A 13,569-nucleotide genomic window follows, 5' to 3' on the forward strand; every position below is an offset into this window, starting at 1 on the left:
ATGACCATCTCACCAAACACCGCCGAGCTTTACAGCTCCCACATACCCGCGCTTGCGACGCTGGTGTCGCTGGGCTGGGACTACATCTCGCCAGAGGATTGTCTCGCAGCGCGTGGCGGTAACCAAGGCGTGGTGCTGCGCGATGTCCTGATCGAGCAACTGCGAACGCGGACCTTCGACTACAAGGGCAAGACCTACCCGCTCTCCACCAACGCTATTGATCAGATTGTACGCGATCTCACTGCGCCTGCGCTCAATGAGGGGCTGATCACTGCGAACGAGAAGCTCTACAACGCCATCACTCTCGGCATTACTGTTACCGAATTCGTCGAGGGCAAAAAGCACAGTGTGACTGTGCCGATCATTGATTGGCAAAAGCCCCTCAAGAATAGCTTTGTCATAAGCGAGGAGATGGAAATCCTTGCCGTGCCGGGCACACATACGCGTCGCCCCGACATTGTTGGTTTCGTCAACGGCATCCCATTGTTGGTGATCGAAGCCAAGCGGCCCGATAGCGGTAATCCGAACAAGTCGATGGTGGATGAAGGCATCAGCCAGATGATCCGCAACCAGGGGCAAGAGGAAATTCCAAACCTATTTGCCTACGCCCAGCTCCTGATGTCGATAGGAATGACGGAGGGGCGCTACGGAACGACGAAAACGCCGCGCAAGTTCTGGTCACAATGGCGCGAGGAGGAGTATTCTGAAGACCATTTCATCACAATCAAGAACACCGCGCTTGAAACCGATCCGCGCGCCGCGCTCCTGAAAAATCAGGTACGCGAAGTGCGTGATCACTTCCAACACCAATGGAGCGAAGAACAAGCGGTCACTGAGCAGGATCGTTTGCTCGTGAGCCTCTGCACTCCCGAACGGTTGCTGGAGTTCGTGCGTTCTTATGTTCTTTTTGACCGCAAGGTTGATAAGATTGTGGCCCGCCATCAGCAGTTCTTCGGCATCCGTGCGCTGCTCGCTCAGATTAGCCAGGTAAAGCCAGATGGCGCTCGCGAAGGCGGAGTGGTTTGGCACACGACAGGTTCTGGCAAAAGCTTCACGATGGTGATGTTGTGCAAGGCACTCTTGATCCATGATCAGCTCAAAGCTTGCCGCCTCGTGGTAGTCACTGACCGCCGAGACCTTGAGAAGCAGCTCGCGGGCAACTTCCTAACAGGCGGAGCATTCGGTTCGGATATAGGCGCAAAAGATGCGGGTAAGGCGAAGGCTCAATCGGGACGTGATCTTGCAAAGCGTATCGGCAAAGGCACCGAGCGGATCATTTTCACTATCATCAATAAGTTCGGCAGTGCTGCGCGGCTACCCGAGTGCAAAAACGATAGCTCTGACATGATCGTCTTGGTCGATGAAGGACACCGGAGCCAAGGCGGCGAGAACCATGAGAGGATGCGCAAGGCGCTGCCCAATGCGGCGTATGTGGCATTCACTGGCACTCCGTTGCTCAAGGACGACAAAACCGCCAACAAGTTTGGCCGCATCGTCCACGCTTACACGATGAAGGATGCCGTCTCCGACGGGACGGTCACTCCCCTTCTCTATGAGGAGCGTAAGCCAATCCTCGACGTGAATGAGCGAGCAATCGACAATTGGTTCGAGAAGGTCACGGCTGGCTTGTCTGATGAGCAGAAAGGTGATCTCAAGAAAAAGTTCGGGACCAAGGGGGCAGTCTATGGGTCCGGCGATCGAATTGGTCTGATCGCTCTCGATATTGCAACCCATTTCAAAGAGAACTTCAAAGACCTTGACCTAGGACTCAAAGGACAATTGGCCACCGAGTCCAAGCGCTCGGCCATCCGATACAAGAGGGCTCTGGACGACACAGGTTTGGTCAGCAGCGCGATCATCATATCGCCGCCGGACACCCGCGAGGGACATTCGGAAGTTGACGAAGCAGAGCTGCCAGAGGTGCAGCAGTGGTGGAAAGGCAACGTGAAGGGCGACGCCGAGCATTACGAACGACAGGTTATCGAAGACTTCTCGACCGAGGGTCGTCCTGACATTTTGATCGTGGTCGACAAGTTGCTCACCGGCTTTGATGAACCGCGCAACGCCGTGCTCTATATCGACAAGAAACTTGAACAGCATAACCTCGTTCAAGCGATTGCTCGCGTGAACCGTCTTCACGAGCAAAAAAAGTACGGGCTGCTGATTGATTACAGAGGCATTCTTAAAGCCTTGGACACGGCGCTGACAGAATACCAAGACTTGGCGGAGCGCACACAAGGTGGCTTCGATGTCGATGATATCGACGAGCTCTATGCCAATGTGAGTACCGAATACAAAAGACTACCGAGCCTCCACGCCAATCTTTGGTCGATCTTCAAATCGGTCAAGAGTCGGACGGACACAGAGCAATACCGCCAACTTCTTGTTCCGAAGACAACCGAAGAAGATGATGGCCTGCCAATTGATCTCAACCAGAAAATTCGAGAAGACTTTTACGAGGCTTTGACCGCCTTTGGCATGTGTCTCAAAGTCGCGCTTGGCACCCGCTCATTCTTTGAAGACACTGCGATCACTGAGGCGCAAATTGCCGAGTACAAGCGTGACCTGAAGTTCTTCACAAACCTCCGCAGGATTGTGAAGCAGGATGCGCAAGAAACCATCGACTACAGCGCCTATGAGGATCAAATTCGAAGATTGGTGGATCGCTACGTCGTTGGCGCAGACATAGAAAACGAGGACGGCGTTCTAATCGTCAACGATCTCGGCAATCAGGTTCCGGAAGAGGAATGGTCTGATGAGAAAACACGCAACGAGACGGACATAATCAAGTCACGTGTGAGGAAAACAATCGAGCAAGAGCTCGCTGATGACCCTTACGCACAGCTCTTCTTTTCCGACCTATTGAAGCGCGCTATCGCCGAAGCGTCGGCGCTTTTTGACCACCCTTTCAAACAGTACGTGCTATTCAAAGACCTCGAAGAGAAGCTCGATGCTAAAGACGTGGGTGACCTTCCACCAAAGCTTCATGGGCGGCCCCATGCTTCCGCTTACTATGGCATTTTGCGTGTCGAGATGGGCGATGAGCTTGTGCGAGGCGAAGCAGCCAACGAGTTTGTAGCTGCCTCACTTGATATTGAGAAAACTGTCGAACGCGCTGTCGCAGAAAACTCTCTGAACCCCTCAAGCATTGAAGCTGCAATCCGCAAAGCAATCCTCCCTCGGCTGTTCAACTTAACCGGCCTGGAAAAAGCCAAGGCCATCACCGAAAGGGTCGTGGAAGTAACGCGGATCGGGCTAGTGCGCGAAAGTCAGAAATGAGCATCATTGTCCGCTATGGCCGAGACGAGGTGGCCTGCAACGTCACTCGCAATCCGTCTCTTTCTGACCGCATTCGGATCCACGTTCAGCCCAATGGCGACGTGGAGATTGAGGCGCCAGAGGACGAGCCCATCGCCAAAATTAGGGTCGCGGCTCAAAAGCGAGCAAGGTGGATGCACCGTCATCAAACGTCGGCGAAGGCGGCACGATCCTGCGTGGTACCGCGAGAGTTTGTAAGTGGCGAATCTCACTTTTACCTAGGCCGACGACACAAACTGATTGTGATCGAAGACTCCAAGAGTCCATCAGGTGTAAAGCTTCTAAGGGGGAGAATTCAGGTAACCCTTCCGGTTGCCGATCCAGCCGCGATCAAGCGTCGCCTTCGCTCTTGGTACGCGAAGCGAGCTACTGACTATCTGGGGCGCAAACTCGAAGAAACGGCGGACAGAATTTCGTGGGTGTCATCATCGCCCAAGTTTAAGCTCGTAAGAATGCAAACGCAGTGGGGAAGCTGTTCGCCGGAAGGCTCAATCCTCTTAAACCCAGCCCTCATAAGAGTGCCTCGGCATTGCATCGAATACGTCATTACCCATGAGCTTTGTCACCTTAGAGAACACAATCACAGCAAGCGGTTTTATCAGCTTCTCGACCGGAGTGTACCGAACTGGCGTTCGACAAAAGCGGAACTGGATGCGCTCGCCGAGTTAGTCTTGGCGGGCGAACTTTGACCCTACTTTTGATGCTCGATGGCATGGTTAGGGGCAACGCAGTTTGGCCAAAACAAATGGCTATTTGTTACCAAACTGATCTCTAGTGAGAACAAACTCGTGTTCTCGCCTCTTCCCCTCAAGCCCGGTTTGGGCTAGAAAATCCGCGTGAAACCAGTGCCTTTTCTGTAGTTGAACGGTCGGGGTGGTGGTTGATCAGACCATGCACATATGGGGAACAACTTCGGGCACACCGTACGCAGCGGGGCTGGCAAGTAAGATCATGAAGTTTAGCATGAATTTGGTCTTGTCCTCTTTTGTGCCAGTCGCGTGCCAGTGGCCTTCTTGACTGTGCCAGAGTGTGCCGAATTCACTTAGCATATTGAATTTCTGTCCTAATTTTCGGGTTTCCTACACCCTATTGCCCGTGCCAGAGTGGCACTCGCTTTTCCGAAGAGTGAACCAGGTTCTTTTTAGCAAAAGGAACTTGGATACATGCAAAGACATCATCGTTTTGTGACCTATGTCACGCCTCTCATTGCCGAGTGGATTAAAGCTCAGGCCGATGAGCGGCGGGTAAGTTCAAGCATCGTGATTGGCGATTGCATTTTTGATGCCTGGCAGCGTGACACGGAAGCCGATTTGAGGACGCCAGCGACCGATCCGGTTCGCCAGAACATCTTCATCACCGTAGCTTTGGATGCGCTGCTCACGCACCATTCTGTGCCCAATCTGCGCGAGCAGACGGTCGCAGCCTATCAGCGCCGGCTGGAGCGTTTGGGGCTCGTTGCGCCGCGCCCGCAAGGGGTCGGCGATGAAGCATAAACTCGTCAACTTCACTCGCGGAAGCCAGCTGCTCGGGCACTTTGGTTTCATGTTTGCAGCCGGGCTCAAGGGTCCGCTCATCATCACACTGCTGGTGATTCTAGGACTTGTCTATTGGGAAGTAACCAGCAGCCTCACTGACCACCAAACCTACCTTGTCTGGATGCACATCTACTCATCCTTTTATGAGTTTATGGAGTTCGATCCTGACAAGCTTGTGAACCTTACCTTGGCTGATGGAAGCATCGTCGCGTTCCCAATCAGCGTAGTCACAGAATACCCGCCCATGAAAGAGGCAATGACCGCATTTGAGGGGGCGGTTGAGGCTGCGCTTGTCACGTCGGCGTGGGGTCTTGTTCCTGCCTTCATTGCCTTTTGGTGGGTTGCTGAACACTTCGGTTGGCGGTCCAAGCAAAGGAAGCATGTGCGCGGCGCATCGCTTGCAAGCCTTGCTGAACTGGAAGGCGAAATCGACGATCACAATCGCCATGAACGCGCTCGCGAATATGGCAGCAATTTGGGATGGAGGTGGCGGCTTGCCGGCAGCAGCGCGCTCGCTTCAGCCGGTCTCTATAGCCCCGCGCACCTTGCAGGCGTAAGCTGGCCCTGGCGTAAAGAGCAAAGCCACACCATGCTGGTCGGCACGACAGGCACGGGCAAAACGGTCGCCCTTTTCGAGCTCCTTTCCGAAATCAGACAAAGAGGCGAACGTGCGGTCATTTTCGACCTGACCGGCGCCTTTATCGAAACCTTTTTCGATCCCGAACGCGATATCATTTTGAACCCATTGGATACACGCTGCCCAAGCTGGAGCGTCTTCGATGATTGCACATCGCGCGCGGAGTTTCATGCAGCAGCGGAGTCGCTTGTGCCCCATGATGGAGGCGGCTCGGAACAGTTTTGGGTGCTCGCTGCGCGCACCCTATTTGTTGAAACATGTATCAAGCTGAAAGAAGCAGGGCGCGGGACCAATGCCGCGCTTGCCGATGAATTGATGAATGCAGATCTCTCGGATCTGCACCGCCTGGTAGAGGACACAATGGCTGGACCGATCAGCACGCCGGCCGCTGCTCGCATGGCGGAATCGGTCCGCGCCGTCTTCAATGTGAACGCAAAAGCGATGCAAATGCTGCCTCAATCAGGGGACGCTTTTTCGGTGCGGCAGTGGGTGACTGGCGAAGTAAAACCGGGCTCCTTTCTGTTCCTATCCGCGCGCTATGTAGACATGAGCGTGCTCTCACAATTGCTGACGCTGTGGCTTGATACAGCGATCAACACGCTGATGACGGGTCGCCGGACGCGTGACCTGCAACTGTGGTTTCTGATTGATGAGCTCGGCGCGCTTCACCGCCTGCCGTCGCTCGAAAAAGGTCTGCAGACTGCGCGCAATTTTGGCGGTGCTATCGTGACGGGCGTCCATACCTTCGCGAAGCTCAAGGAGGTCTACGGCGAGCACATGGCAATGACCTTGTCCTCACTTGCCAGAACCAAACTGATCCTCGCCACTGCCGATCGCGAGACCGCCACATGGTGCTCCGACATTATCGGCCACCGCGAGGTTCGCGAGATGGAAGAAGGGTACAGCTATGGCTACAACAATGCGCGCGATGCGGTCAGTCTGACGCCGCGTCGGCAGGTGGTTCCGCTGCTTTTGCCTGATGAGTTTATGGGCCTTCCAAGCCTTGAGGGCTTCATCAAGTTCCCTGATGGTTTTCCGGCGGCGCCTGTCTCATTGCAACCCCGAGATTGGCCGCGCCGGGCCGAAGGTTTTATCCCGTACGAGGATGCCAAAGGACTAACGTCAACGGCAAAGGCTGAAACTCTCAAGGAAGGCGAGGAGACTTCCGAGGCTACGGCGAATAAGGGCGGAGAGGAAGGAGAAGACGGCGGCGATCCGCGCAAGATGAAGGAAGCCACGGATCGCAAGCGTGAGCCAGCGAAGCGTCCCAAAGCGCAGTCTCGCGCGCGTGACAAGAAGGTAAAGACTGACAAGCAAGAACGTTCGAAGTCTCGCTCTAAGACAACCCTCAAACAAGCTGTTGAAGCCCCGTTCAAAAGCGAAAGAGCGGCCTCTTTGGGCAAAGTACAAGGCGAGCTCCCGCTTAGGGAGCAGCAAGTCGATGAGCGTGTATCAGACGCTCTGAAGAAGGCTTCGCCTCGCACTGATCGGCCCGATCCTGACGCCGCGCAGCGTGAAGGTAAGCAACGCGCCAAGACGGATAAGACGCTTCAAGAAGAGCAGCAGCGCTCGCTCCTGGGCGGCGCGGCACGCGAAGACTATGACCACGATCTCGGCGACTTCGACGCTGAGATGTGATTACCATCATCGGGGAGGACTGAGGGGCTTGAGTTGTGTGAGGCCTGCCCATGCTCTCCGTTGCCAATGTCCGCTCGTCCTCCGCAGCGGCCAACTACTTCGCATCCGACAATTATTACGCTAAAGCTGATGCTGATCGCTCAGGCGAATGGCTCGGTGAAGGCGCAAAGCGGCTTGGTCTAGAGGGGAAGGTAGACGCCAAAGCCTTCGACGCTTTGTTGCGCGGTGAGCTCCCCGATGGAACGCAAGTTGGCAACCTTGGGCAGGCCCATAGGCCGGGCACCGACCTTACATTCTCTGTTCCCAAGAGCTGGTCGCTTCTTGCCCTTGTGGGCAAAGATGAGCGCATCCTCAGCGCTTATCGTGAGGCGGTTGTCGAAGCGCTTCAATGGGCGGAAAAGAACGCTTCCGAAACCCGCATCATGGCGCAGGGCAAGGTTCAGACCCAAAAGACAGGCAATCTGGCGATTGGGCTTTTCAAGCACGACACCAATCGCAATCAGGAACCCAATCTCCATTTCCACGCCGTGATCGCCAATGTGACACAAGGCAAGGATGGTAAGTGGCGGACGCTCAAGAATGATCGTCTATGGCAGCTCAACACCACGCTCAACTCCATCGCGATGGCGCGCTTCCGAATGGAAATCGAGAAGCTTGGCTATGAAACCGGACCAACTCTCAAACATGGCAATTTCGAAGCGCGCGGGATTTCGCGCGAGGATGTCATGGCCTTCTCTTCGCGGCGCCAAGAAGTGCTTGCAGCGAGGCAAGGTCCAGGCCTTGAAGCTGGGCGGATCGCTGCACTTGATACCCGCTCTGCCAAAGCGCCGATCGAGGATCGCGATACGCTTGGAGGCATGTGGCAGGAAACCGCGCAGTCCATTGGTCTCGATTTAAATCCCATGGTCGAGCGTGCGCGTTTGCGCTCAGCCATGCCTGAAAAGCCCAATTCGGGTTTCGCGACACTGGTGGAACGGGGCCGAGCTTTGCTTGCCAAGTTTGCGAGCCATGTTCGAGGGGCATCAGAAGATCCGTTGGTGCCGGCCTCGGTGCTTAAACAGGACAAGCAAACGATCGCGGCCGCGCAGGCGGTTGCCTCGGCTGTGCGGCATTTATCGCAGCGCGAGGCCGCTTTTGAACGCGAAGCGCTCTACAAGGCAGCTTTGGATTTTGGTCTGCCAACGACCATCGGTGAGATCGAAACGAGAACCCGCGCCTTGGTCAATTCTGGTCATCTTGTAGCGGGACGCGGCGAGCATAAGGGCTGGCTCGCATCGCGAGAAGCGATTGAAACCGAAGAGCGCATCATCGCCGCAGTTCAGGCGGGAAAAGGAGAATCCGCGTCGGATCTCAACGCTGAAGAGGCCGAAACTCGTGTGCAGGCCTCAGCCGAGATCGGGCACGGCTTTAGACTGAATGAGGGTCAACTCTCGGCTGCGCGTCTCATCCTTGCTTCATCGGATCGAACCGTTGCAGTTCAAGGCGTAGCAGGTGCTGGCAAAAGCAGCGTGCTTGGGCCGGTCGCCAAAGTACTGGGGGAAGAGGGACGGCCTGTCATCGGCCTCGCTATCCAGAATACACTCGTCCAAATGCTGGAATCCGATACGGGGATTGAATCGCAAACGCTGGCCCGCTTTCTGGGGGGCTGGAAGTCGCTGCTTGATGATCCATCCAATCGCAGCCTCAAGGCCGAAGCAAAGCAGGCGCTCGGAGGGAGCGTGCTCATTCTCGACGAGGCATCCATGGTCGCCAACAGCGACAAGGAGAAGCTCGTTGCGCTAGCAAATCTAGCCGGCGTCCATCGCTTGGTGCTTATGGGCGACCGCAAACAGCTTGGCGCTGTCGATGCCGGCAAGCCCTTTGCACTTCTGCAAAAGGCCGGGATTGCGCAGGCACACATGAACACCAATCTGCGCGCGCGTAATCCTGTTGTTCGCGAAGCCCAAGCCGCTGCGCAGAAAGGTGATGTTCGAACTGCGCTTGCCAAGCTCAAACGTCATACTATTGAGGCCAAAGGCGATGGTGCGATTGTGGCAGCCGAGCAGTGGCTTTCGTTAAAGCCAGAAGATCGAGAGCGCACATCAATCTATGCCTCGGGCCGAAGGATCCGCTCAACTGTCAACCACGCGGTGCAAACGGGCCTTCTTGCCAGCGGGCAGATCGGGCCGGAGAAAGCTGAGCTGGCTGTACTGGAGCGCGTGCACAACACTTATGAAGAACTGCGCCATGTTGCGGCCTATCGGACCGGCCGCATTCTTGAGGTTTCAAAGAGACAAAAGACGCTTGGCCTTATGCCGGGACAATACAGGATCTTAGGCAGGGATACGAAACGCGAAAGGGTCGCTTTGGAGAGCGCCCGCGGAAAAAAGTTCAGCTTCGATCCTTCGCGGATTAGGGCCGACAAGGCCAATGACACTCTGGCTCTATTCAACGACCGACAGCTCGAAATCCATCGTGGCGACAAAATTCGCTGGACGCGCAATGATCACAAACGCGGACTATTCAACGCTGACCGGGCGAAGGTCATTGCCATCGATAAGCGTAAGGTCACGGTCGAGACCACCAAGGGTGAGCAAGTGACGCTTGGTAAAGACGATCCTATGCTGAAACGCATTGATCTCGCCTATGCGCTGAACGCTCATATGGCGCAGGGGCTCACGTCAGATCGCGGAATTGCAGTCATGGATAGCCGCGAACGCAATCTCTCGAACCAGAAGACGTTCCTCGTAACGGTGACCAGGCTCCGCGGTCACCTGACTTTGGTCTTGGACAATACTCAGAGAATGACTGCGGCTGTTGCTCATAACAGGGGAGAGAAAACCTCTGCGCTGGAGGTTACATCGCGTTTGCGAGCAGCTGCAGCCACGGGCGGGGATGCCCCGCGGCAGGCTGCAAGCGAGAAAAATGCAGGTCAGGAATTGGAGCGCATCAAGAGCAAAACGCTAGATCGGGGGATATAGTGCGGGCTTTGCGCCTATATCGGACATTGACGCATCATCGTCGCTTTCTCGAAAACGGACATCAGAGCAACTAGCGATTGGTAGTGAATGGATCGCTTCAGAATTGCTCATCTTCCGCAGTGAACCAACGATGCACGGGCACTGTTTTGGACACATACGCGGCAAAATGTTGGACGGATCAAATTGGTGTCGTCTCATACGCCGTCGCGTTGGATAGCAGGTTTGTGACTGCGAAAGGACCTATTCCCGTCGCGAGAAAACCTCCAACACATGGCTCGGCGAGCGACATCCAGGTATCGCGACCACGTTTTCACCTTGCGCGAGCACCCAATCTAACGCCTGACCAAGAGAGTACCCTTCTCCGGCTGCCATCTGCAAATTGGATTCATCATCCCAGGGATCTGTCGCCGCAGGAGGCTGGGCGAAGGCTGTCATCGAAGTCCTAAAATCGTCGGCCCGGAAAGGCTTTGAACCTGTCAGGATGCCACGTCCCAACGGCGAATATGCCATAAACGCTGCGCTTCTGGCTGTCGCAGCCTCGCATTCAGCATCTTTAGCGCCAGTAACCAGTGAGAGTTCGTTCTGTACGACGGACAGGGGAACGCCCATCGGCAGCCTAGAAATTTCGCCAGCGGAGACGTTGGAGATGCCGAACTCTCCCACCTTGCCCGCAGCTATCAAGTCAACAATGCACTCTTGCACTTCGTCAATTGCTGTGTCCGGATCGACACGGTGCTGTATGAGGACGTCAATGCGATCACGCTTCAGCCGGCGGAGAGAGGCTTCGACGGACAGACGGACGGTTTTGGGACGGCTATCATGGTAAAGTTTGCCAGCTGAATCGGCGTATAGACCAAACTTTGTGACGATGGTCGCATCGTGATGGCCGCCTAGCACATGGCCCAACAAAAGTTCGTTCTCGCCGTTACCGTAAAGGGGAGCTGTATCGAATAGTGTTACGTCCTGATCCAAAGCTGCATGTAGCGTTGCGATTGCTTGCTTGCGGCTAATGGCACCATAGATGCCGGTCAAAGCCATACAGCCAAGGCCAATGCGTCTTGCCCCAGCAAGTTTGATTGCCTGATTCTCGGCAATTCTTATGGGATTAAGCTGTTCGGCTGCCATATCTGGCCTAACTTCGATTACTCTCGAACTCTGCAATGGCGAATGCCAAGGCGGCATCAGTCTCACCGTGCCGAAGAAGGTGACGGTCCGACATGAATTTGTCGACTACGTGAGTCACTTCATCTGCTGCTCTTGTGCGAAAAATCGCATCGTCATCACGCCCTTCACCGAGCTCAATCAATGGGTCGAGCACAGTAAGAAATACAAGATCATATTCGGGAGCCCAAGCTTCGCAGATCTTTTCCAGTGCGCAAATACGCGCGTTTGTGACCGACCGTGAGGTGTGTATCAGCGCGGCCCGAAGGTATCCAAGCGCGTCCGCTACGGGGCGGTCCACAAGGATCACATCGGCTGACAAAGAGGCCTCCGTTTCCAATTCAATGGCCCTGGCCATGAGCCACGCAGTGCTTTCGAACGTATGATCGGCAAGTATCGGAAAGCCTTTTTCCCGTGCATTGACGGCGCTGTCGTGGACGTAGGCCGCACTTACTCCGCTCTGCTCGAAGCGATGCTTCAGCTCCGTCAGGAACGTCGTCTTGCCGGTTGAATGAGTGCCTGCGACAGCAATACGGAATGGGTATCGGTTCACAGCAGCGATCCTTGGGCGCTACCAAGTATATCGGCATCGGCGAGTATCGTGCGCTGATCGATTTCTGTGCGATCACGGAGTAAATGATTGAGAAGTAGCGCTGAAAGTACGGCATCGAAGGGGGCAGAATGGGCTGTTCCTCCAGCAATTCCTTTGGCTTTGGAGCTGAGACCAAGTTCAGATCCGAGGTGTTCGAGACCGTGCCTTTGTTGGCCTGGAAGGAGGCGGCGCGCAATTTTTAATGTGTCATAGGCTGCTGCTGGCTCCCACCCTTCAAGCACTGGACCAAGGATATCGATTTCGATTTTGACGTTGTGCCCAACGATGGGCTTGTCTTCGAGCCAAAGGAGAACATCTTCAACTACGTCTTCGAGTTCGGGAGCATCGACCACATCGTTGTCCCAGATCCCATGTATCCGAGCTGCTATGGGGGAAATTCCATTCTTCGGCTTGAAGCGCCAATGCTTGCTGCGCCCTGTCAAATCCAAGCCCTTCATCTCGGCAATCGCCAACTCGACAATTTCTGGAGGCGATTTGCCGCTGCCCTCAACATCGACAGCCCACATTCTATCGATCAATTCCACCCCTCCTCTGCGCGGCCGTGGCGCTCCGGCAGATGCGGCAAAGCTCGATCATGCACTTGGAAGCCCAACACATGCTGTAAGAAATAGCGCTGTTGCTCGGTGCTGTCTTCTACGATTACCTTGCCGGCACTGACTTCTATACGGCTAGGGTCTAGTCCCACAGTCTCGGCAAGCGACGAGAGCTTAGCACGTGAAGGCGCTTGGTGGCTGGTGCCGCAGATCCGAACCTGATTGGGCGGACATATGTCGCAAATATTCCTGATGCCGAAATGGCCATTGTAATCTGCTTCGGCGTAAGCGAACGCGATGCCGCATGAGGTTTTACGAAATATCGGTACGCCATTGTATCGACGCAGGATATTCTGCTCGACCTTGCGCGGGAGGATTTTTCTCCTGTGCACATCGCCATACAAGTCCTCGACGCCCGATGACCGAAAATGAGCGCGGATTTGCTCGCGGTGGAACAGTCCGGTGAAAACTGTCGCGTCAGCATAGTGAGAGAGCGCACTGGCTCGGTCTATGCATTCGTCGGTATCGTTCACACCAGCGATGATCGGACGCCAATACATGATTTTTCTCGTCCGTCTGGCCCGGTCGGCCAGCACTTCGAGTGACCTTTCCGCGATCGCGCTGTCTATAGGTTCGAGCCGAGCATCTGTTATGCCAGACCAAGTAACCAGCACCGAGACCTTGAGATGCCGCAACTGTTCAAGGCGCTCAATATCATCCCGCAGGACCTTCCAACGGGTTATGATAAGAACGTGATTTGTGAGACCATGAGCATCCAGTAGTTCGAGTGAATGCGCCATGTGCTCCTTCACCAGGGGCAGAAAAGGATCTGTTGCGCGATTGAAGATCTGGATCGGTGTGACATGAGGCACAAATGCCCAATGTGCCATCAATTCCGCAACCGCACGTTCATCGTCTACTACAAGATGAGGGCGTTTCATTGCGAAATTGTCGAACATGTGGCGGACGCAGTAGCCACAGTCTAGCGGACAACCCACTACATGGTTCAGGCTGAGGCCGGATTTTCGGTATTCGACGACATTTCCGAGGCTAGTGGGTAGATCTGTTGGCACTGTTCTCAGACGCTTCTCGCGCTCAAGTTCGCTGACATTTTCCATTCAAGATTCCTAGGTTTGTTTTTTTGCCCGTAGAGGCGCGGCAAACTCCGACCATA

At 55.0% G+C, this 13,569-nt stretch carries 9 protein-coding genes; 5 read left to right on the top strand and 4 right to left on the bottom strand.

The genetic code is table 11. From position 1 onward, the window contains the following. The 5 genes from ACFCXQ_RS05230 (at position 1) to mobF (ending at position 10,088) form a co-directional block, all read left to right on the top strand. On the top strand, positions 1–3,279 hold the full coding sequence (locus ACFCXQ_RS05230) for a type I restriction endonuclease subunit R (RefSeq protein ID WP_379553752.1): 3,279 nt from the start codon (positions 1–3) through the stop codon (positions 3,277–3,279). Next, on the top strand, positions 3,276–4,007 hold the full coding sequence (locus ACFCXQ_RS05235; RefSeq protein WP_379553754.1) for a M48 family metallopeptidase: 732 nt from the start codon (positions 3,276–3,278) through the stop codon (positions 4,005–4,007). The genes ACFCXQ_RS05230 and ACFCXQ_RS05235 overlap by 4 nt, the downstream gene beginning before the upstream one ends. 474 nt (positions 4,008–4,481) lie before the next feature. Then, positions 4,482–4,811 carry a hypothetical protein gene (locus tag ACFCXQ_RS05240; RefSeq protein ID WP_379553756.1) on the top strand — a complete coding sequence of 110 codons (330 nt, stop codon included), beginning with the start codon at positions 4,482–4,484 and terminating at the stop codon, positions 4,809–4,811. Next, positions 4,801–7,128, top strand: coding sequence for a type IV secretion system DNA-binding domain-containing protein (locus tag ACFCXQ_RS05245; RefSeq protein ID WP_379553758.1), 2,328 nt, complete (start codon positions 4,801–4,803; stop codon positions 7,126–7,128). The genes ACFCXQ_RS05240 and ACFCXQ_RS05245 overlap by 11 nt, the downstream gene beginning before the upstream one ends. Before the next feature lie 50 nt (positions 7,129–7,178). Continuing rightward, a complete protein-coding gene (gene mobF / locus ACFCXQ_RS05250; RefSeq protein WP_379553760.1) occupies positions 7,179–10,088 on the top strand; it encodes a MobF family relaxase in 2,910 nt (969 codons plus the stop codon). Positions 10,089–10,328: 240 nt separating this feature from the next. Here the strand turns inward: mobF and ACFCXQ_RS05255 are convergent, their stop codons facing one another. Genes ACFCXQ_RS05255 through ACFCXQ_RS05270 form a run of 4 tightly spaced genes read right to left on the bottom strand, consistent with a single transcriptional unit; the run spans position 10,329 to position 13,513 of the window. Then, positions 10,329–11,213, bottom strand: a complete 885-nt coding sequence (locus tag ACFCXQ_RS05255) for an aldo/keto reductase (RefSeq protein ID WP_379553761.1) — start codon at positions 11,211–11,213, stop codon at positions 10,329–10,331. A 7-nt stretch (positions 11,214–11,220) separates the two neighbouring features. After that, positions 11,221–11,802 carry an AAA family ATPase gene (locus ACFCXQ_RS05260; protein ID WP_379553763.1) on the bottom strand — a complete coding sequence of 194 codons (582 nt, stop codon included), beginning with the start codon at positions 11,800–11,802 and terminating at the stop codon, positions 11,221–11,223. After that, positions 11,799–12,380 (bottom strand): 3'-5' exonuclease, encoded by a 582-nt coding sequence (locus ACFCXQ_RS05265; protein WP_379553765.1) that lies wholly within the window; start codon positions 12,378–12,380, stop codon positions 11,799–11,801. The genes ACFCXQ_RS05260 and ACFCXQ_RS05265 overlap by 4 nt, the downstream gene beginning before the upstream one ends. Further along, entirely contained in the window at positions 12,377–13,513 is a 1,137-nt protein-coding gene (locus ACFCXQ_RS05270; protein WP_379553767.1) for a hypothetical protein, read from the bottom strand. Before ACFCXQ_RS05270 ends, ACFCXQ_RS05265 begins: the two co-directional genes overlap by 4 nt. Between the last annotated feature and the right edge of the window lie 56 nt (positions 13,514–13,569).

The sequence above is a fragment of the Qipengyuania rhodophyticola genome (assembly GCF_042493225.1).
In the GTDB taxonomy this organism is placed as follows: Bacteria; Pseudomonadota; Alphaproteobacteria; order Sphingomonadales; family Sphingomonadaceae; genus Erythrobacter.

Excerpts from the sequence above, each read along its gene's own strand:
- ACFCXQ_RS05230 (WP_379553752.1), top strand. The coding sequence starts at position 1 with ATGACCATCTCACCAAACACCGCCGAGCTTTACAGCTCCCACATACCC.
- ACFCXQ_RS05235 (WP_379553754.1), top strand. The coding sequence starts at position 3,276 with ATGAGCATCATTGTCCGCTATGGCCGAGACGAGGTGGCCTGCAACGTC.
- ACFCXQ_RS05240 (WP_379553756.1), top strand. The coding sequence starts at position 4,482 with ATGCAAAGACATCATCGTTTTGTGACCTATGTCACGCCTCTCATTGCC.
- ACFCXQ_RS05245 (WP_379553758.1), top strand. The coding sequence starts at position 4,801 with ATGAAGCATAAACTCGTCAACTTCACTCGCGGAAGCCAGCTGCTCGGG.
- mobF (WP_379553760.1), top strand. The coding sequence starts at position 7,179 with ATGCTCTCCGTTGCCAATGTCCGCTCGTCCTCCGCAGCGGCCAACTAC.
- ACFCXQ_RS05255 (WP_379553761.1), bottom strand. The coding sequence starts at position 11,213 with ATGGCAGCCGAACAGCTTAATCCCATAAGAATTGCCGAGAATCAGGCA.
- ACFCXQ_RS05270 (WP_379553767.1), bottom strand. The coding sequence starts at position 13,513 with ATGGAAAATGTCAGCGAACTTGAGCGCGAGAAGCGTCTGAGAACAGTG.